This is a genomic window from Treponema rectale (genome assembly GCF_014202035.1).
Lineage (GTDB): Bacteria > Spirochaetota > Spirochaetia > Treponematales > Treponemataceae > Treponema_D > Treponema_D rectale.
In genome coordinates, this window is sequence record NZ_JACHFR010000003.1 from 375,602 (window position 1) to 396,261 (window position 20,660).

Consider the following 20,660-nt stretch of genomic DNA (forward strand, 5'->3'; position numbering starts at 1 on the left):
ATTGTCAAATGAAAAGAATTTCAGTATTTTGTCGGATAACGGTTTCATACAGCGTGCCGGTTTTTTAGAAATTCAGAAAAAGTGCATTAAAATTATGGACATGTCGGAAAAAAAAGAGGAGCTTGTAAACAGGTTCCTTCGGACTTTTACTCACTATTTTACTCTAAAAGATATGGTTCGGATTTTTATTTCTCTCGGTGTCCGTGCCAGACCTCAGGAAGTCCGTGAATTCCTTGAATCCAGTCCTTATGTCTTTGCTCTTGAAAAGGACATGTTCATAACGAGGGCAGGTGCCTTTACGGGACGGCTGTTCAGTATAAAGCCGACGTCAAAAGAAATTGACCGGAAGATTGTCATTATAGGGGACAGGTGCGTTCCTTTCCTTAACCGGGAAATCGCTCCCTGCGGAATAAGTTTTTTCTGCAACGGAAAGCGTCTTCAATTAAAGACAGCGGAATTTGACAGCCAGACTGTACTCCGCTTTCACAGTCTTTTCGGAGAAGAGTATGCTCCCCAGTATATAGCTGCAGATCCTGCCAACGGAGGAATTGATTTTGCTTCCATTGAAATGGAAATGCCTCAGAAACTCCGTGTAACAGGTTTTGATATTTCGCCTCTCCTGGAACAGTCAGGATTTGAAAAGGGAGACAGGCTTGTCTGCTGCGTTACGGACTGGGACAGGTGCTGCGTAAATGTTATGGTTCAGCATGAGGAAAGTCCTTTTGCTGATGACGGTGCATCAGATGACAGGATAAAGTGGTATGCAGATCTGGAAAAGTTCCTTCTTGAAAGTTTTGACAGGCACGGACCTCTGGACAGCATGGAGTCGCAGCTGGAAGCGGTGTTTTTTGAGCATACTGATGAACTGTGCGTTCTGAACTGCGGTTCCATTACTGAGTACATAGAACGTCATGCAAAGAATGTTGCCGTTGAATATTTTGGCGTAGAAACCAGACTGTGGCGTAAGGGGGAAGATGTTCCTGCCGTAGGGCCGTGGAATAAGGGAGATTTTTCTGATTCACAGAAGTTTCAGTCCCACAGAAATTCTTTCTGGTCTACTCCGGATTTTATTTTTGATCAGTACATTCTGGATATGTTTTTCAGAAGGGAAAAGGACTGCTCCCTCATAATTCCGAGAATGTATCCTTCCGATAAATACCTGAACGAAGGTTACAGGGAAGAACTGTTGTTGCTATTGGAATCCCGAAGTGCTATACTTGCCGAGGAGTACAACTGGTTTGCTGACAGGACTGCGGGAGAATTACGGCAGAAAGCGCTGGAACTTTATACCAGAGTTTCTGAACTTGTATTTAAAATAGATTCCTTTGTTACCGGGCTTGAAAAATTTCCTCAGCAGGAACTTGTCATACTTTCCCAGCTGTACAGTCATGTTACGCATCTTCTTCAGGTTATTGCAGATAATCCTGATATAGAAAATGACGTAGAAGACTACCTTCTTTCCGTTGACGGCATGAGCTGGAATTTTGAGGAAGTCCGCGGTGTTCTTGAAGAAGCTGTGGAGAGAAGCCTGCATGACGGTTTTAAGGTAATAAAAGGGGTGAAATAATTTATGGTTAGCAGTGCAGATGTCGCCATGCTTATCAGGCGCGGCGGTGTAATTAAGAATGTGGAAGGTGAGACCTTAAAAGACGTTTATGATTATGTAGCGGCCCGTGCAAAACTGCCGGAAGGCGTGACTGCTGAAGTTTTTTCCGAGGAACTGTACATGAGGGAACAGGTACTCAGTACTGCCGTAGGAAATTCAATTGCAATTCCACATCCAAGACGTACTCTTTTTAAAGATCCTGAAGATGAAAGAATCATAGTCTGCTACCTTAAGCAGCCTATGGATATGCATGCACCGGATTCATTCAGCGTGCATACTATGTTTATCGTTCTTTCCAGTTCGGCTCAGTCTCATCTGGGAGTACTTTCTTCTCTTGCAAAGATTTTCAGGAATAAAGATTTTGTACGCCTTCTGTCTATGCAGCCTGATGCTGAGCAGCTTATCAGAAAGATAAGTACTCTTGGACTTTCGTGATTTTATAAGTCAGGATATTTTATTCTTTAGGGAACCTCCGGTGAATTGATTTTACTGAGGTGCTTCTTAAAACGAAATTAAATAATTTTTCATAAGGAGATTTTTATGAACACAAAAGCTATTGAAGCAACAGCGCTTTCAATCAGAAGCCTTTCCATGGATGCCATTCAGAAGGCAAATTCCGGTCATCCGGGACTTCCTCTTGGTGCAGCAGAACTTGCAGCTGTCCTCTATGGAGAAATCATGAAGCACAATCCTGCTGACTCAAAGTGGGTTGACCGTGACCGTTTTGTACTTTCTGCAGGACATGGTTCAATGCTTTTGTACAGCATCCTTCATCTTGCCGGATATAAAATCAGCATGGATGATATTAAGAATTTCCGTCAGGTTGGTTCTATTTGTGCCGGACATCCGGAAGTTGGTCTTACAGACGGTGTAGAAGCTACTTCCGGACCACTGGGACAGGGTATTGCTCTTTCTGTAGGTATGGCAATTGCAGAATCAATGCTTGCTGCACGTTTTAATACTCCTGCACATAAGATTGTAGATCATTATACATATACTCTTGTGGGAGAAGGTTGTCTTGAGGAAGGTGTTTCTTCTGAAGCCTGCTCTCTTGCCGGTACCCTTAAACTTGGAAAACTTATCGCTTTCTATGATGAAAACAAGATTTCAATTGACGGATGTACAGACATTACGTTTACTGATGATATTGAAAAACGCTATCTTTCTTACGGATGGCAGGTTCTCCGCGGAAGTATGTACAACATTGGAGAAATCGCTGATCTTGTACGTATTGCAAAGGCAGAAGAAAACAAGCCTACTCTTATTATCCTTAAATCAGTAATCGGAAAGGGTGCTCCTAAAGAAGGTACGGCTGATGTTCACGGAGCTCCTCTTGGAGCAGAAGGCTGTGCAGAGGCTAAGAGAAATCTCGGTCTGCCGGAAAATGAACAGTTCTATGTAGTTCCTGGCGTATACGAATACTTTGAAGAAAAACGTAAGGAAGCTGCCGCTGCAGAAGCAGAATGGAAGGCTGAATTTGATGCGTGGGCAAAGGAAAATCCTGAACTTGCAAAGAAATGGGATGCTTACTGGAACGCTCAGCAGACTGCAGAAGTAGCTGCTCCTTCTTATAAGGCTGGTGATAAACTTGCAACCCGTGATGCTTCCGGAAAGAGCCTTAACTGCATGGCAGACCGCTATGAATGGCTTGTAGGTGGTTCCGCAGATCTTCAGGGACCTAACAAGACTAAACTTAAGAATGATGACGGAACATATTCCGCACAGAATCGTAAGGGACGTACTATTGAATATGGTATCCGTGAATTTGCAATGAGCCAGGTTATGAGCGGAATCAACCTTCATGGAGGACTCCGTGCTTTCGGTGCAACCTTCCTTGTATTCAGTGATTATCTTCGCGGTTCATTAAGGGTTGCTGCCCTCAGTAATATTCCGAACATCTACATCTTTACTCATGATTCTATTTATGTAGGTGAAGACGGTCCAACTCATCAGCCTACTGAAACTTATGCTGCTCTCCGCTGTATTCCAAATGTTCAGTTCCTTCGTCCTGGTGATGCAGAAGAAAGCCAGCTTGCATGGGAAATGGCTATGGAAAGCAAGGATCACCCTGTAGCAATGGCATTTACCCGCCAGGCAATTACAGTTTATGAAAAGGCTGATAAAGACTGGCGCAATACTGCACGTAAAGGTGCATATGTTGTACAGGACGGCGGTTCGTCACCGGATATTACTGTTGTTGCAACCGGATCTGAAGTTGAAATGTCCCTTAATGCAGCAAAACTTGTTCCTGGAAAATCTATCCGCGTTGTTTCTGTTATCGATAAGAATCTTTTCGAAAGTCAGAGTGAAGACTTCCAGAAGAGCATCATCGGTAATCCGAAGCGCGTTGTTGTTGCAGAAGCCGGTTCCAGAATGGGCTGGGAAGGATATGCAAAGAAAGCAGACCTGTTTACTATTGACCGTTTCGGAGAGTCTGGTCCTGCTGCAAAAGTTGCGGAAGATCTTGGCTTTACATCAGAAAAACTTGCTGAACTGCTTAAAAAATAGGCAGATTGTAAGATAAAAGAAACAGAGGCCTGTACGGAATGTGTTTTTTTCGTACAGGCCTTTTTTTTAACTGAGGTTGTCTGACATTTTTATCAGAAGCCGCATCAGTTCTGTTTTTTCAATGTCTGAGAAATCTTTCCAGCAGGCGTTCAGAAGTTCTTTAGAGACTTCCCCCGTAAAATTCCTGTATTCCATTCCTTTTTCCGTAAGGGATATAAGTTTTATCCTGCTGTCTTCAGGATCCGGTTCTGTTTTTACCAGGCCTTCCTGAATGAGTTTTTTTATAAGGCTTGTAGTCGTTGATTTAGTCCGGTTTATTTTTTCAGCCAGGGCTCCCATGGTTTGAGGCTTTCCGTCAGAGAGGATGAACAGTATGAATCCGTGGGAAGAAACAAAACTTCCCTTTAGGGACAGTCTGCTGTTTGTAAATTCTGCGCTCTGTGTATGTATGCGTGATATTAGGCTGAGAACTTGATTCGTTAAGTATTTCATAAATCAACACTATAGCATTTAAGTTATGTTGACGGCAAATAATAAAATCAGTAAATTTCCACTATGTTCAAGTTTTTTTTAGTTAAGAATTTTGTAGATGTATGGGAAAACATTTTTCATGTAATACTTCTGAACATTTTCATGATGATTGTTTTTTTTGGTCTTGCTACCCTCTGGTTTGTTCAGGGATTTTTTTCAGCCGGAGCTGTCGTATCCTTCATCATTTACTTTGTTTTTCTTGTCCTGCTGTCAGGACTGGGGTGTACGGTGCTTTTTGCAGAAGGTAAGAATGCTGCTGCAGCCGCAAGGGCAGAAGGTGTGTCCTTCAGGCGTTTTTTCAAGGCTCTTCCGGGAACTGCTATTCCGGGGCTTGAAGCCGGATTTGTATTCTCAGTAATTTTTCTTGTTGCCAGATACAGTCTTCCTTATTATGTCCGTTCTTTTGCTCAAAGCGGAAATTTCGTACTGCTTCTTCTAGCTGCTTTTGTGTTCTGGTTCCTTGTAGTGACGGTTTTAAGCGTTCAGTATCTTATTCCGGTAATGAATCTTTTAGGGAACGGATTTTTTAAGAGTCTAAAAAAATGCTACATCATATTTTTTGACAATACGCTTTTTTCCATAGGACTTACGCTTCTGAACGCAGTCAGTGTCCTTCTTTCCGTAGTAACTTTTGGTCTTGCTCCGGGATTCTGCGGAATAATTTTTAACGTTACGAATGCACTGAAAATCAGGCTTTACAAATATGACTGGCTGGAAGTAAATCCGGATCTTACGGCCAGGGAACGAAAAGATGTTCCGTGGACTGAACTGCTTGTAAAGGAAAAGGAAATGCTGGGTCCTCATCCTATAAAAAATGCACTTATGCCGTGGAAGCAGATATAGTATTCAGGCAGCGGTTTCTGTACTTTTCAATAAAGACAGTTTGTGATAATATCACACGTATTTAATTCAGGAGAATAATAAAATGGCAAACGAAAAAGATACTCACGCATGTACATTGGATAAAATCATTTCCCTCTGCAAAAGAAGGGGTTTTGTTTATCAGGCATCAGAAATTTACGGCGGACAGGCAGGAGCATGGGATTATGGTCCTCTCGGTGTAGATTTTAAGCGCAACATTCAGAACGCATGGTGGAAATATATGACACAGCTTCATGATGACGTTGTGGGACTGGATTCTGCAATTTTCCAGCATCATACTACATGGAAGGCTTCCGGTCACGTAGATCACTTTTCTGATCCTATGGTTGACTGTCTTGAATGTAATGCCCGCCACCGTGCAGACAAACTTATTGAAGACTGGTGTGCTTCTCATGATTTTAAGACTGATAAACCTGTTGATACTATGACTCATGAAGAAATGAAGTCATTTATTGACGCAAACATTAACTGTCCTACCTGTGGAAGTACAAACCGTAAGTATACTGCCGTACGTGAATTCAACCTTATGTTCAAGACATATCAGGGCCCTATAGCTGATGAATCTCATTTGATTTACCTTCGTCCTGAAACCTGTCAGGGTATTTTTACTGATTTTAAGAGCATCGTTCAGTCTAACCGCATGAAGATTCCATTCGGTGTTGCACAGGTTGGTAAGTCATTCCGTAATGAAATTATCTTTAAAAACTTTATTTTCCGTACCTGTGAATTTGAACAGATGGAAATGGAATATTTCTGTAAGCCGGGAACAGAAGATGAAACTTTTGCCCGCTGGAGGGAAGACCGCTGGAATTTCTACCTTAAGTACGGTATTGCAGAAAAGAATCTTAAGTGGCATCACCATGATAAGCTTGCTCATTATGCTAAAGATGCATATGACATTACATATAACTTCCCGATTGGTTTTGAAGAAGTAGAAGGCATTCACAGCCGTACAGACTTTGATCTTTCCCAGCATATGGAATACTCAAAGAAAGACATGAATTACATCGATCAGGAAGATGGTAACAAACGCTACATTCCTTATGTAGTAGAAACATCAGCCGGACTTAACCGTAACTTCCTCATGTTCCTTTGTGAAGCTTATGAAGAACAGAATGTCGGTACTGACGGAAAAGATGATTATCGTACAGTGCTTCATCTTGATCCTCGCCTTGCTCCTATAACTGTTGCCGTTCTTCCTCTTATGAAGAAAGACGGACTTGCAGAGAAAGCTAAGGAAATTCAGCACCTTCTTAAGGAAGATTTTGTTACAGATTATGATGTTTCAGGAACTGTAGGTAAGAGATACCGCCGTCAGGATGAAGTAGGAACTCCGTATTGCGTTACTGTTGATTATGACACGATTAACGAAAAGAATGAGGACGGATCTGTAAATCCTAATTATAATACTGTTACTGTTCGCTTCCGTGACAGCATGGAGCAGGAAAGAGTTTCTCTTGATGATCTTGTAGCTTTCATTCAGAAAGCAATCAAGAATTATAAACCTGTTCAGAGATAAAAAAAAGGATTGGGGAGTCCGGTTTTTATCGGGCTGCCTGTCCGGAATATGACTAACCTGGAGATTTGAATAATGGAATTCGTTACTCTTGGAAAGACAAATCTTTTGGTGAGCCGTACGGCCTTCGGAGCCATGAGTCTTGACTGTGATGAAATACAGTCTTCTCCTGATCCTGAAGAAATGGTCTGTGCTTTGGTGCATCAGTCTTATACGGAAGGAATTAATTTTTTTGACGTAGCGAGATCAAAGCCTCTGTGTGAGCAGCGGCTTGCCCGTGCCCTTCACGGAATTCGTGGCAATGTTTTTCTTGCAACAAAAACTTCTTCCCTTGATGCTGATGGAATCCAGAGAGATATTGATTTGAGTCTTGATGCCCTGGAGAGTGACAGAATAGATTTGTATCAGATAGAAAGTGATTCAGGTGTACCTGGTGTTGATTCTTCTGATGACGGCTATAAAAAGCTTCTGTCCCTTAAGGAGCAGGGAATTGTATCTCATATAGGGCTTGCGACAACCAGTCACCAGACTGCCTTGACAGCCGTTAAAAGCGGCTTGTACGAGACCGTGCAGTTTCCGTTTAACATTCTTACAGAAGATTCTGTTGCAGGAATAGTCAGGGAATGCGAGCGTAATGATGTGGGATGTATAGCAATGCAGCCTCTTAACGGCGGTGTTTTGAGTAACATTCCCCTTGCATTCGGTTTTCTTCATCAGTATGAAAATGTTGTTCCTGTATGGGGCGTTCATACTCAGAATGAACTTGATCAGCTGCTATACTTTAATGCTCATCCCCCTGTTGTTGATGAACAGTTTCTGTCTGAGGTAGAGAAGATCAGGAATTTTTTTAATTAAGGTTTGGTTTTTATTCAGCTCCGGTACTGTACATCTGGTATCCGGAGCTTATTTTTTCATTGCGGCAAGGAAATCTTCAGTTTCTTTTTTATTCATTGCCCGGACGATTTTAATTCCTGAGTCGCTTGTCTGAATTTTTCCTTCAGGTGAGTCATCCCCTGCAATCTGAACGACTGGATTTTTTGGATCAGTAGGATTTGTGTCTACGACCTGTGCGATTTTTCCGTTAGAAAGATATACATATGAGCCTATAGGGAATATTGAAAGTGTGACAAGCAGTGCTTTCAGAACGATAGGGTCATATGCACTGTTTTCATTTTTAAGAAGTTCAACCATGGCTGCATAAGTGTTGCGTTCGTCTTTATAGCTTCTTGGAGCCGTAATTGCTTCAAAAGAACATGCAACGGAAATGATCTTTGAGTAAAGTGAAATTTTATCACCTGTAATATGACGCGGATAACCGGATCCGTTTTCTCTTTCGTGATGTTCAAGAGCTGCAAGCTGTATACTCAGCGGAAAGTTTGCTTCTTTGAGAATGTTGTAGCTGATGATCGGATGGGTATTCATCTGAGCCTTTTCGCTGGCTGTAAGTTTATGATCCTTGAGATAATACTGAGGAGGAATTCTGATCTGTCCGATTTCATGAAGGATTGTTGCCGTTGCAAGTTCAACAAGTTTTTCTTCAGGCATGTTGAGCCTTATGGAAATTGCTGTAGCAATAACTGCTGAGCGTATGGAGTGACTGATGATCATGTTTTTTACATAACTTTCTTCACTTGGCGAAACCCTGAGTACGCTCTGCTGGTTCTGCCGTATAAATTTTACGAACTTTCCGACGGTTTCAGTAATTTCCCTTATGTTAAGTTTTTTATGAGTAGCATAGTGCATGTAAATCCAGTGAATGTAGGACATATACTGATTGTATACATTTCTTACAGCTTCTATTTTGTTTTCTTTTTCATTTTCTGCAGCAATAGTCAGTTCTGCCAGTTTTGTCTTTATTGCAGTGAGGGCAGGGTTTTCTTCTTCATCGATAAAATCTGAGGTTATGTCAGAAGTTTCCATGGAAATTTCTGAGCTGCGTTCTTTTGTTTCAGGAACAGTTTTTTCTTGAGGCTTATCATTAAAGATGGAAACATTGCCTTCCTCTACCTGTTCAACTTCAGTAAACTGCCATTCCTTTAGGGCAGCAATAAGTTCCTGAGTCATCGGACACGGCGGCATGCATACCAGAAAGAGAGAGTCAAGTTTAATTTTGGTTTTGTAATTGTAGTCAGGTTTTAATGAATCTATCTGAAGATTTTCCATACAGCACCTCACTCTTCATTATCGGCAGGAAAGCTTTTGAACTTTAATCTGAGGAGTCTTTTTAAAACAAAGAAAAGGCCTGAGGAAAACTTCCTCCAGGCCTCTTCGTATGGAGATCTGAAATACATGATGCACGGGCGTCTGGATGTCGTAATGACCGTCCGTACCGCATGGTCAGTCAATTCTCAGTGTGACTGCTATCACAGTACTCTTTTATTATCGGGATGAGTAAAAAAAACATAAGCATTTTTTTAAGGAAATGTATCTTTTTTTGTAAACTTTTTTTAACAGTCTTTAAGCTGGCTGAGATAAGCCCTGCAGGCTTTCAGAATGCATTCATAGACAATTCCGGAATATTCAAACTGTCGGATGTTTTTATCCTCTGACAGATTCGTGCACAGGCTGTCCAGCTGTTCTTTTGTCGGAAATACAAGTGCAGCTGCATTTTTTGCGGAAGATGTGAGTATTTTTCTGTCAATGCCGTCAAGTTTCATAAAAACAGAAGACAGGTTGAGCTGTTTATGCTTTTTCAGCGTTGTAACTGCATTTCTGCACAGGGAATAGCCTTCTTCTGCTGTCTGAATGAGAAAATCAAGGTTTTCTGTAAAGCTTTCAAGTACTGTATCAAAAGCCGGAGTATTGTTTTCTTTAAGCTGCCGTTTTATCGAAAGATTCTGGGCAGTTGCTTTGATGTAAAATTCTGAGCGTTTTGTTCCCAGGTCTTCAAGCTTAAGGAATTCTTCGATTGAGAAAGGGGTAATTCCGTTTATTGCAAGGCTTTCTTTAGTAAGTGAATATGTTTTCTGTCCTGAATTTTCGGCATTTTTACAGGAGGCTTCAAACCAGGAAGAAAAAATACTCATCCGTAAATCCGTGAGAATTTCTTTCTGATCGTAATTTACGGCTTTTTTAAGAGGTGCACTCATTATGTAATTTGCACTGAATGTTTCAGCCGGAGTCATTCTGTCTGAAGTTACGTGGGCTTTCTCTTCAAACTGAGAACCTTTTATATGTGTCTGCTTACCGGGAAACCCCAGATCAAGGGCAGCCATGAAGATCTGTTTAGCCCCGCAGTATCTTGCAAAATCCCAGGCAACGGTTGCAACGCTTCCGCCTGCTCCAAGCCTGCCTTTTTCTCCCAGAAGGTTTTCAAAATATTTTCCCATGGGAAAATTTGATGAACACAGTATTGTTTCTTTACAGTTGAATCTAAGCACGGAAGGGTAGACCGCACTTTCTGCAATGAGAATTGATTCAGGTGCAGAAAGAAATTCTAAATGAAGCGCGCAGATATACTGAGGATCAACCAGAACAACAAAGTCCGGCTGGATATCATTGGCCAGAAGTGCATGGAGTGCCGTGTCGACGCATACAATAATGCTTTTTTTCTTTATTTCCTTCAGGTATGGAATAAGCGTTTCAAGACTTGGACCTGCTGCAATTACAGTAAAGGGAAGGTTTCCTGCTGTCTGGTGAAATTTATTCACTCCGTCCAGGGTAAAACTGTATCTGAGGTTTTTGCAGCTGTTCTTAAGCCAGAGGGATGAAAATTTTTCCAGAGTTTTTGTGTTTACCTTTTCCCGCTCGGCAGTTTTTTTTACAGACTGAATTATTGTGGCGTACCATTCACGATTTTTCTGGATAAGATTTGGAAATGCAAATATTTTTATTTTAGAGGCCGGGTAGTTTTTAATTACTGAAGAAGCGTTTTCTGTATCTTCTGTGAGGACTATGGCAAGCTTTTTATGGGTAAAGAGTTTTTCAAGATTTCTTGATTTCAGGGCTGAAAAAAAAGTTCCCTGATCTTTTTCTACAATAATTATGTTTGCGTCAGGATGTTTTTCTGCAAATACTTCAGGAGCGTAAAGAAGTCCGCAGCCTAAAAAAAGCGCCGTTTCATGAAGGTCTTCATCAAAATCTTCCGTCAGTTTTTCTGCTTCTGAAGACGGATTGTATCTGGAGTGAAGCCACAGTCCGTTTTCACAGGCAGTTAGTTCACCGTTTTTTGCAGGAGAGAGAACTGTAGTTTCAGAAGGTTTTCTGTCCGTAATCTCATATAGTGCAGGAAATCTCTGTCTGAAAAATTCAAGATTAGTGTTCAAGATAGAGTTCAATGGTCATGTCCTTTGTTACCGGGCTTCCTGCAGGAGGATTCTGTCTTACGACCCATCCTTCCCCGTGTATTTCAAATTTGATGGTTCCTGATTTCAGCAGAGAAAGAAGGTCTCGCTTTGGTCTTCCTGTAAAATCCGGAACTGATGCTTCAACCTGTATCGGACTGGAGCCTTCTATAGTGACGTAGCCGGAATGCTCAAAGGAAGGTGCCTGGTCTCTGTCCATGCCGAGATAGTCTATTATTTCATCAGCTGCCTGTGCGATTACAGGAGCAACGATACGTCCTGCGTAGGTTTCTCCTTTTGGCTTTTCTATGACGATGTAGAGAACTATTTCAGGATTTTCTACCGGAAAAACAGCTATGCAGTTAGGAATAAAGTCCGTCGTGCTGTATTTTCCTGTTGAAAGGTCTGTCATCTGGGCTGTCCCTGTCTTTACGCCTATGGAAATGTCTTTCAGGGAGGCTTTTGTTCCCGTACCGCTTCTGGCTGTGGTTTCCATGCATTCGAGGATATATCTGGCAGTTGATTCACTTATTACCCGTTCTCCGGGAGCCGTTTCGTGGGTATAGGTGGTTGTTCCTTCTGCATCCGTTATTCTGTGGATGAAAGTAAGGGGAACCTTGATGCCTCTGTTTGCTATGACGGTAGCTGCCTGAACGACCTGGAGTGCGCTTACGGAAACTTCCTGTCCTATTGAGATGGTTGGCTTTGATCTTCCTGACCAGAGCCGGTCATTCTGATCCTTGAGTATTCCTTTTGTTTCAGACGGCAGTTCGACACCGGTTTTTTCTCCGAATCCGAACTTATGCAGGTATTTCAGGAAGGTGTCTGTATTTATTGTCTCACTCATCTGCGCCAGGGCATCGTTACAGGAGTATTTCAGGGCATCTTTTGCAGTAACATATCCGTGGCTGGAAAGGCATTTGATTGAGATTCTTTCTCCTCCTGAGGTTTTTCTTGAATAGATTCCGTCACATTTGAAACTGTCATCAGGGGTTATTGATCCGTTTTCAAGAAATGCTGCTACTGAAAATATTTTGAAAACACTGCCCGGTTCATAAACTGTTACTGCAGGTCTGTCGATTCTGTATTCCGCAGGGTATGAGGTATAGTCATTCAGGTTTGCAGAAGGAAGGCTTATGTATGACAGAATTTCTCCCGTTCTGGCGTAAGAAGCAATGAGCATTACGCTTTCGGCCTGATGTTCATTCATTGCCTGCGCTGCAATCTGTTCAAGCTTATACTGAAGGGAAGAGTCTATGGTCAGGTATACGTTCTGGGTTGAACGCAGCTTTTCTTCGTCTGTACCCTCAGTTTTTCCGTCTGTCTCTTTATTTGAGGACAGCAGTGCGTTCTGGCTGAGCTCTATTCCTGAGAGCCCGTTTCCTTCCGTTCCCATGTAGCCTATAAGCTGGCTTGCCAGTGCATTTTCAGGATAGATGCGTCCGGGAACCTTGTCCATTCTCCAGAAACTTCTGTAGTTTTTTTCTGCAAACATGTCCGTAAGGGCATTGTGTTCATCCTGTGTAATGCGTTTTTTCAGTACGGTGGAAGGACTTTCTTTAGTATTTTCTATTTTTTCAACAGCTGCCTTTTCGTCGATGTCAATTATTGCTGCTATATCTTTTACAAACTGTTCCGGTGAAGGTACGTTCTTTGAAGTTACTGAAAGCGTGTAAAATGTAGTCTGGACTGCAAGAGGCTTTCCGTTTCTGTCTACGATTGAACCGCGGGCATGGTTCTTTTCTGCGGTCCGTTCCGTAACCGGAACTTTTTTCATGAATGACAGGTGAGCGAAACTCCATATTGTGTATCCCGTAAAAAGTACGAATGCCGAAAGTACGGTAATGAAGCGCTTTTTGTGAAAAAATCCGTTTACCTGCATAAAACTCTGCCTAAAACGTTGTTTACCGGAACGAAACCGTAGTTTCTTGAGTCACTGGAAATTGCGAAGTTGTCTCCCAGTGCAAAAACTGTATTTTCCGGAACCGACGTATTGTTTTTTAGATTTTCGTATTGCTGTTTCGACAGCGGTACAGTAAGTCCGTTTACCTTTAGATTATAGCCCGAATCATAGGAATATTCCAGCGTATCACCGGCTGTGGCCACACATCTTTTTATTATCATGCGGTTATTGTACATGTAAACGATGATGTCATTCCTTTCTGGTCGTGACCAGTTGAAAAGGGTTCTGTCTGAAAACGGGATTACAAGTCCGTAGGATATTTTGTTTACTGTTATCGTTGAACCTGAATGAATCGCAGGTTCCATTGAAATTCCGGAGATTTTATAGAATTCAATTACAAAAAGCTTGAGTATTATTGCTGCTGCCAGGGTTATTATCAGTATTTTTATGATGAAGTTTAATATGATTTCTTTTTTCATAGACTGTCTTTCGGTTAATAATTCTAATATGTAAAAATATTTGTGTCGATAATGAATATATGGAAATATTTAACTGTTCGTCACAAATGTCATTTTCAAAATCTTATTCAGGAAGAAACAGAATTGCCCGTTCTTTCAGCCGTACTGCATCATTCCCTGTCAGACTGAATTTTGCAAATATAAAGGGCTCTGCTGCTGCATTCTTAAAAAAGCTCCGCATGGAAACAACTTCTGTCTGTGCGGCTGCCCTGCGTTCTGCCGGTTCTGCAGTGGTACGCTATGCTCCTTCATACTGGTGGATTCCCCTTTGTGCCGCAGCAACTGTTGCTCTTCCGGTATGCATAAGCAGTTATCTTGAAAAAAAGGCTGAGACTGCACTTCCTGTGGAATTTCTTGCTCCGGACATGGAGCGTATTGACCGTATGATGAGTGAATTTGCCGACAGTTCATATTTTGATAATGAAGGAAATATTTTTGATGCCGACGGTATTTCTTCCGTTCAGACGGCAGCCGTAAGGGATCATGTTACTTATCAGACTTATACTGTAAAAAGCGGAGAATCGGTAAGTTCCATAAGCCGTAAATTCGGACTTTCAAATATTTCTACACTCATTGCAGTAAATGGAATTACAAACGTACGTTCCCTGCGGGCAGGGCAGAAGCTTAAAGTTCCTTCATCAGACGGACTTATTCACACGGTACAGAAGGGAGAAACTCTTGCCGGTCTTTCGGTAAAATATTCAGTTACAGTGGAAGATATTCTTGATGTTAATGAACTTGAATCAGAAGTTCTCAGTGTAGGGGAAAGTCTTTTTATTCCGGGTGCAAAGCTTGACAGCGTTACTCTTCAGAGGGCAATGGGAGAACTTTTTACAAAACCTATCCGTGCATCATGGCGCCTTACATCAAGATTCGGGCTGCGTCCGGATCCTTTTACCGGGGTTAAGTCCCGCCATTCCGGAATTGATATGGCATGTCCTACCGGAACTGCGATTTATTCTGCCCTCAGCGGAAAGGTAAGCTTTACCGGTTATTCAAGCATTTACGGAAACTATGTAATCATCAATCATTACGACGGATATCAGACTCTTTACGGACATATGAGCAAGATCAGCTGTAAAAAAGGTCAGAGCGTAACACAGGACACTAAGATTGGTCTTGTAGGTAATACCGGCTATTCTACTGGTCCTCACCTGCATTTCAGTGTCTATAAAAACGGAAAGCTTATTGACCCTCTTACACTTATAAAATAAGGTGAATGTATGAAGAAGGTATTTTTTTCGGCTGCTGTTTTCATCAGTTCGCTTTTAGCTTATGGAGAGGCGTCTTTTTCAGGACTTGATCTTAATCAGAAAGACTCCCTTCTGTTTACCGTACATCAGAAGGTGCCGGGAGCAAGTGAGTATGATTCTCTTTTTACTGTAAATCTTGGTGAGGAAAAGATTTCCGGTGCTCCTGAACTGCTGACCTGCTTTCCGGAAAAAATGGAACTTCTTAATCAGAATGCCACCCTTCAGCTTAGAAACAGATACGGAACAGCCTGGTATTCTTTTGCCGATGATTCCCTTTCCTGGAAAACTGAAAGTGACCGCATTCCGGTGGAATATACGAAAATTGGTGCCGTAAGTCCAAGTCCGGATGGAAAATGGCTCTGTTATGTAAACCAGACAAAGAATGCGCAGGGACAGCTTGTGCTTGTTGAGATAATGAGCGGAAAGTCCCATATTCTTGTTGATGAAAATCCCTTCAGGTATGATAGTGTCAACGTAAAGTGGGCTCCTGACAGTAAAGCCCTCCTGTATGAAAAAAACGGAGCTGTATATTTTATAACCCCTTCTTCTGCCTTTAAGAATGTAAATCTTCCTGAAGAGTACCGTAAAATCGGGGATGGATATATTTCAAGCGTACAGTGGACGGGAAGTTCCTCCCTTTTGTATGTAAGCGGAGATATAATTTACAGTATTCGTGAAAATGAACTGTATACCAGAGGCCTGTATTCTTCCTTTGTTGGAAACGGAACTATTGCGGGGCGTCTTCCTCAGGCTTTTAATCCTGCCTCAGATGAATTTTTCTGCGATGAAGATGGAAGACAGCTTGTCGTTATTACAGGCGGAAACTTTGTAAGTTATTATTCTGTCGGATCAGCAGGCTATGATTATGTTACCAGCCGCGGAATTTACCCTCTTACGGGAATAAAAGGTTCACCTCTCGGATTTAAAGTGCTGTGGACTTCAGAGAGAAAACCCGTGCTGTGGATCGGAATGCTTTCTTTCAGTACAGGCAGGCGTACTGCAGCATTTTACTCCCTTTACGGAAAAAACGGCCGGATGGAACTTCTTCTGGATGTTCCGGAATCAACTGCTCCTGTTATATCTCCGGACGGAAAGCATGTGGCCTTTGCAGGAAACGATTCCGCTTTTGTCTATGATCTTACGGAGTGGAAGCTCTGCGGAAAAATCTCAGGCGAAAAAATCCTTTCGATTCTTTGGCTCACGAATTCGACTGTTGTAGCAGGCGGAGTGGAGACGGTTTCCCTTTATACAATGGATTATAAAACTCTTGCTTCTTCAAGTCAGGTACTGTTTCTTTCTTCTTCCGGAAGTCCTTTCTGGAATGGAACTGAAATATGTTCTGAACTGTCGTCGAAAAAAACTTATTCCTGGAACCCTGAAAAAAAATCCTGGGTTCAAAGATCTTCACCGTCAGGCCGCGCATTACCTTCTGAAAAAAATTCCCGGTACAGGGTATTCTTAGGTTCTTCCCAGAACAGGAATTTTACAAATTCCATTTATGTAAGGTCTCTGGCAGGAAAAGTCATTACCTATCCTGTTTTTGCTCAGACTGAGGTTCCCGTTAAAGAAAGGAAAATAAAAAAAGTTGCCCTTGTATTTGATGCAATGGAAAACGGTGAGGGTGTCGCAAGAATCCTCAGTGTATTAAACGAGTTTTCCATGAAGGGAACTTTTTTCTTTGACGGAGAGTTTATACGCAGGTATCCGGTAGAAACAAAACAGATTGTTGCTTCCGGAAGTGAATGTGCTTCAATTTTTTACAGTAGTGCGGATCTTTTGTCATCAAATTTTATAATCGATGCAGATTTTATAAAGCGCGGTCTTGCCCGTAATGAAGACGAATTCTTTCAGGTAACGGGAAAGGAACTTTCGCTTTTGTGGCATGCACCTTATTACAGTTCCAGCGACCTTATGAAAAAGGCGGCTGCTGAAGCCGGCTATACTTATGTAGAAGCATATTCCGGAATCAGGGACAGCGTTTCTTTTGAGGATGCAGCTGCTGATTCTAAAATAAAATATATGAGTTCGTCCCAGCTTATCGATGCCATTGCAGAAAATTTGTATGACGGAATGATTATCAGTGTCAGTGTCGGTAAGTCCAGTGGCAGCAGAAAAGATTATCTTTATGAAAATATTGATCTTCTCATTTCTGCCATACTTGATTCAGGCTGTCAGATTGTTGATGTTTCTGAACTTGTAAAATAAAGTTTATCTGGCCCGTCTCAGTGACCATACGACAATTTTGTCTGCAAGAAGGGACGGTCCGGATTTTTTTGTTGTAGTTCTGTCACATACAAGATCTACGGTTCTTAATGCCGTTCCGTCAGCATAGAAAATGATTTTTCCTAAAGACTGTCCGGCTGTAACTTCTTCAGAAACAAAATCAGGCTTTATAATCTTATACTGCATTTTTTTTCCTGTATTTTTAGGAACTGTAAAACTTAAGTTCTCTGCAGGAATAAGATTAAAAGCTTCTTCCCTGCAGCATGGATTAGAAATCGTATAGATAAAATCCTGTTCAGGTGTATAAGTTTCAAAATTGTCAAAGCCATAATTTATAAGTTTTGTACCGTCTATAGAGCGGTAATAGTTTCCTTCCAGAGTGCTGTGGCCGGGCCCCCTCATTATTACTGCAAGAAAACGCTGGCCGTTCCGTTCTGCCGTAAGAGAAAGGTTGTAGCCGCTTTCGTCAATATAGCCGGTTTTAAGTCCGTCACAGCCTTCCAGTTCATCTAAGAGTTTATTTGTGTTGCTGATTGTGTATCCGTTATAGACAAGCTGTTTTTGAGAGTGAAATTCTTTCAGGCTGAAAGGAAAGCTTTTTATGTACCACAGTGCAAAATCCGTAAATTCGTATGGTGTCGTCAGATTTTCTGCACTGTAGCCTGAACTTTCGACAAAATATGTTGTCTTGAGGTTAAGAGACTGTATGAGCTCATTCATTCTTTTTACAAAGTTTTCCATGCTTCCGGAAACGTAGTTTGCAACTGCTATTGAAGCATCGTTTCCGCTTGCAACGGCAAGTCCAGAAAGAAGGGTTTTAAGGTTGACTCTGTCGCCTTCGTTAAGTCCCATGCGTGATGCATCATACGGAAGGTTTTTACTCCAGCTTTCAGGGGGTAGGGGAACGGTATCATTCATTGAGATGTTTTTATTTTTTATTTCTTCAAAAACAACGGCCATTTCTACAAGTTTAGTCATTGATGCAGGAGGAATCACTTCATCCGGATTTTTTTCATAAATTATGTTTCCTGTTGCCGCATCTACTACAACTGCACTTGCGGAATTAATTTCAAAATTATAGCCTGTTTTGTATGGAAGCCTGTGAAGCCGTTTCTGACGTTCAGGATAAAGTCCGTCCAGTGTTTCTTCAAGAGCAGAAGTTTCTTTTTCTGTAAGTGATTTTATTTCAGGGTTAAGAATGGAAGATCTCCGTACTTCAAACATTATGCTCAGAAGTATGATTACCAGTGCCGAAGAAGATGCCGCTGCGATTACTTTTGTTTTTTTATTCATGTAAGCTCCGTTTTTAAGCTCTTGATGCCCTGTTTCTCAGAATAAGGTCTGCAATTGTTATTGCTGACATAGCTTCTATTACGGGAATGATTCTCGGACAGAGGCATACGTCGTGTCTTCCTTCTATAATTATGCTGCAGTTTTCTCCGTTTACATCTATCGTTTCCTGCTCAAGAAAAATACTTGGTACCGGTTTTACTGCGGCGCGGAAAATAATGTCATTGCCGTTGGTTACTCCTGCAAGAATTCCTCCTGCATTGTTTGTTTTAAATACAGGTCCGCTTCTCATCTGGTCGTTGTTTGTTTTTCCGTCTGAATCGGCACTTTCAAATCCTGCTCCGAATTCGATTCCCTTTACTGCACCGATTGAAAGAACAGCATGAGCAAGCATTGCATCCGCTTTATCAAATACCGGTTCTCCAAGCCCCGTTCCGGCTCCTTTTATTACGCATTCAACTATTCCGCCGCAGGAGTTTTTGTTCATCCTGTATTCTTCAACGGCTGCAAGCATTTTTTCTGCAGCTTTTTTATCAGGACACCGCATAAGGTTTCTGTCTATTTCGGTGAAGTCGGTTTCTTCAGCCAGAATTCCCGCAGCTTTTCTTGTATATGCTGTTACAGAGATTCCGTATTGAGCAAGAAACATTTTTGCAAAGGCTCCTGCTGCAACTCTTGCACAGGTTTCCCGTCCGCTTGTCCGTCCGCCGCCTCTGTAATCCCTTATTCCGTATTTTTCAAAATAGGTATAGTCGCCGTGTCCCGGTCTGAAAACATCCTTTATATTGGAATAGTCTTTTGAATGCTGGTTTTCATTTCTTATAAGGATTGCAACAGGAGTTCCGGTTGTCATGCCTTCAAATACTCCGCTGAGAATTTCTGCCCTGTCAGATTCTTTTCTTGCAGTTACGGCTGCACTTTTTGCACCAGGCTTTCTTCTGTCCATTTCTGACTGAAGGAATTCTTCATTGACTTTTATTCCGGCCGGACATCCGTCAATTATACATCCCAGCCCGGAACCGTGGCTTTCTCCGAATGTTGTTACCCTGAATGCATCTCCGAAACTGTTCCCTGCCATGATTTCCACCTTTTTTTGTTTAATTAAGTGTTATTCTATCTTTATGTTGAATGAATGTCGAGTTTCTTTATGTAAGTTTGTTTCTACATAGAGAATTCAATTGATTAAATCCCTTTAAATCACTAATATTGACTCGATTTATTTTGCAAGGAGACTGTCATGGCATTAATACATGGTGCATATACTGCAATGATAACACCGATGCTTTCAAACGGTGACGTAGACTATGAAGGTTTTAGAAAAAACGTAATATTTCAGCTGGAGCAGGGTATCGACGGACTTCTTCCTCTCGGTACGAGCGGAGAAACACCGACTCTTGATGAAGATGAAGAAGAAAAGCTTCTTGAAATCATATTTCCGGTTGTTAAAGAATATAATGCAAAAAATAATCGTGACGTAAAGATTATGGTTGGTGCAGGCAGCAACAATACAAGAGATGCCGTACGCTACTGTGAACGTGCTAAAAAGTTCGGCGCAGATTTTGCACTTGTTGTTACTCCTTATTACAACAAACCTAGTGATGAAGGTATTTTCCGTCATTTTGAGGCTGTTTCGAAAGTAGGAATTCCGATTGTAGTTTATAACATTCAGGGCCGTACCGGAAAAAATATTTCTACTGCACTTCTTCAGCGCATCGTTGAACTTCCGAATATTGCCGGTGTTAAGGAAGCCAGCGGAAACATCAGCCAGATGATGGAAGTAATTGAAAAGATAAAACTTTCAAAACCTGATTTTGCCGTTATGAGCGGAGATGACGGTCTTACTCTTCCTCTTATGGCAGCCGGTGGAGACGGAGTAATTTCTGTAGTTACAAATATGATTCCTGGCCTTATGGGTCAGCTTGTTCATGACTGTGAGAACGGAAAATTTGCAGAGGCAAGGGAACTTCATTACCGCCTGCAGCCTTTCTTCCGGGCAGCATTTGTAGACGGAAATCCTACCTGCATAAAGTATGCAATGAACGTTAAGGGACTTCCGGCAGGAAGTGTACGTCTTCCGCTTGCAGAACCTGTGGATTCAGCAAAAAAAATCATTGAAGATGCAATAAAAGCCTGCAGGCTCTAACAGC

The 20,660-nt window shown here is 41.8% G+C and carries 16 protein-coding genes; 9 read left to right on the forward strand and 7 right to left on the reverse strand.

Annotated elements, in window-relative coordinates; all coding sequences use genetic code 11:
- Positions 1-100: 100 nt before the first annotated feature.
- From HNP77_RS10540 to tkt, 3 genes are all read left to right on the forward strand, one after another.
- The gene (locus HNP77_RS10540) at positions 101-1,567 is read left to right on the forward strand and encodes a hypothetical protein (RefSeq protein ID WP_184653141.1); all 1,467 of its coding nucleotides are present in this window, start codon (positions 101-103) and stop codon (positions 1,565-1,567) included.
- A gap of 3 nt (positions 1,568-1,570) precedes the next feature.
- Positions 1,571-2,041, forward strand: a complete 471-nt coding sequence (locus HNP77_RS10545) for a PTS sugar transporter subunit IIA (RefSeq protein ID WP_184653142.1) — start codon at positions 1,571-1,573, stop codon at positions 2,039-2,041.
- Positions 2,042-2,146: 105 nt separating this feature from the next.
- Positions 2,147-4,114, forward strand: a complete 1,968-nt coding sequence (gene tkt / locus HNP77_RS10550; protein WP_184653143.1) for a transketolase — start codon at positions 2,147-2,149, stop codon at positions 4,112-4,114.
- A gap of 66 nt (positions 4,115-4,180) precedes the next feature.
- Here the strand turns inward: tkt and HNP77_RS10555 are convergent, their stop codons facing one another.
- On the reverse strand, positions 4,181-4,606 hold the full coding sequence (locus HNP77_RS10555) for a MarR family winged helix-turn-helix transcriptional regulator (protein ID WP_184653144.1): 426 nt from the start codon (positions 4,604-4,606) through the stop codon (positions 4,181-4,183).
- A gap of 63 nt (positions 4,607-4,669) precedes the next feature.
- On the opposite strand from HNP77_RS10555, the gene HNP77_RS10560 reads away from it, so the two are divergent.
- The 3 genes from HNP77_RS10560 (at position 4,670) to HNP77_RS10570 (ending at position 7,898) form a co-directional block, all read left to right on the forward strand.
- Complete coding sequence (locus tag HNP77_RS10560; protein WP_184653145.1) at positions 4,670-5,488, forward strand: hypothetical protein; 819 nt, start codon at positions 4,670-4,672, stop codon at positions 5,486-5,488.
- An 82-nt stretch (positions 5,489-5,570) separates the two neighbouring features.
- The gene (locus tag HNP77_RS10565) at positions 5,571-7,046 is read left to right on the forward strand and encodes a glycine--tRNA ligase (RefSeq protein WP_184653146.1); all 1,476 of its coding nucleotides are present in this window, start codon (positions 5,571-5,573) and stop codon (positions 7,044-7,046) included.
- A gap of 72 nt (positions 7,047-7,118) precedes the next feature.
- Positions 7,119-7,898, forward strand: a complete 780-nt coding sequence (locus HNP77_RS10570) for an aldo/keto reductase (RefSeq protein WP_184653147.1) — start codon at positions 7,119-7,121, stop codon at positions 7,896-7,898.
- A gap of 48 nt (positions 7,899-7,946) precedes the next feature.
- Here HNP77_RS10570 and HNP77_RS10575 read toward each other — a convergent pair whose 3' ends face one another.
- The 4 genes from HNP77_RS10575 to lepB all read right to left on the reverse strand — a co-directional run bounded on the left by HNP77_RS10575 (position 7,947) and on the right by lepB (position 13,708).
- Positions 7,947-9,206, reverse strand: a complete 1,260-nt coding sequence (locus HNP77_RS10575; RefSeq protein WP_184653148.1) for an HD-GYP domain-containing protein — start codon at positions 9,204-9,206, stop codon at positions 7,947-7,949.
- Between the two features lie 284 nt (positions 9,207-9,490).
- A complete protein-coding gene (locus HNP77_RS10580; RefSeq protein WP_184653149.1) occupies positions 9,491-11,320 on the reverse strand; it encodes a motility associated factor glycosyltransferase family protein in 1,830 nt (609 codons plus the stop codon).
- The gene (locus tag HNP77_RS10585; protein ID WP_184653150.1) at positions 11,298-13,208 is read right to left on the reverse strand and encodes a penicillin-binding protein; all 1,911 of its coding nucleotides are present in this window, start codon (positions 13,206-13,208) and stop codon (positions 11,298-11,300) included. The genes HNP77_RS10580 and HNP77_RS10585 overlap by 23 nt, the downstream gene beginning before the upstream one ends.
- Positions 13,199-13,708 (reverse strand): signal peptidase I, encoded by a 510-nt coding sequence (lepB, locus tag HNP77_RS10590; protein ID WP_184653151.1) that lies wholly within the window; start codon positions 13,706-13,708, stop codon positions 13,199-13,201. The genes HNP77_RS10585 and lepB overlap by 10 nt, the downstream gene beginning before the upstream one ends.
- 59 nt (positions 13,709-13,767) lie before the next feature.
- Here lepB and HNP77_RS10595 point away from each other — a divergent pair, with 59 nt between their 5' ends.
- Together HNP77_RS10595 and HNP77_RS10600 are read left to right on the forward strand one after the other, a co-directional pair.
- Positions 13,768-14,961, forward strand: coding sequence for a peptidoglycan DD-metalloendopeptidase family protein (locus HNP77_RS10595; RefSeq protein ID WP_184653152.1), 1,194 nt, complete (start codon positions 13,768-13,770; stop codon positions 14,959-14,961).
- 9 nt (positions 14,962-14,970) lie between these two features.
- The gene (locus tag HNP77_RS10600; protein ID WP_184653153.1) at positions 14,971-17,205 is read left to right on the forward strand and encodes a polysaccharide deacetylase family protein; all 2,235 of its coding nucleotides are present in this window, start codon (positions 14,971-14,973) and stop codon (positions 17,203-17,205) included.
- A gap of 3 nt (positions 17,206-17,208) precedes the next feature.
- On the opposite strand, the gene HNP77_RS10605 is transcribed toward HNP77_RS10600, so the two are convergent.
- Together HNP77_RS10605 and aroC are read right to left on the reverse strand one after the other, a co-directional pair.
- Positions 17,209-18,516, reverse strand: coding sequence for a D-alanyl-D-alanine carboxypeptidase family protein (locus HNP77_RS10605; RefSeq protein ID WP_184653154.1), 1,308 nt, complete (start codon positions 18,514-18,516; stop codon positions 17,209-17,211).
- A gap of 13 nt (positions 18,517-18,529) precedes the next feature.
- Entirely contained in the window at positions 18,530-19,591 is a 1,062-nt protein-coding gene (gene aroC, locus HNP77_RS10610; protein ID WP_184653155.1) for a chorismate synthase, read from the reverse strand.
- Positions 19,592-19,750: 159 nt separating this feature from the next.
- Between aroC and dapA the strand changes: the two genes are divergently transcribed.
- A complete protein-coding gene (dapA, locus tag HNP77_RS10615; protein ID WP_184653156.1) occupies positions 19,751-20,656 on the forward strand; it encodes a 4-hydroxy-tetrahydrodipicolinate synthase in 906 nt (301 codons plus the stop codon).
- Positions 20,657-20,660 lie beyond the last annotated feature (4 nt).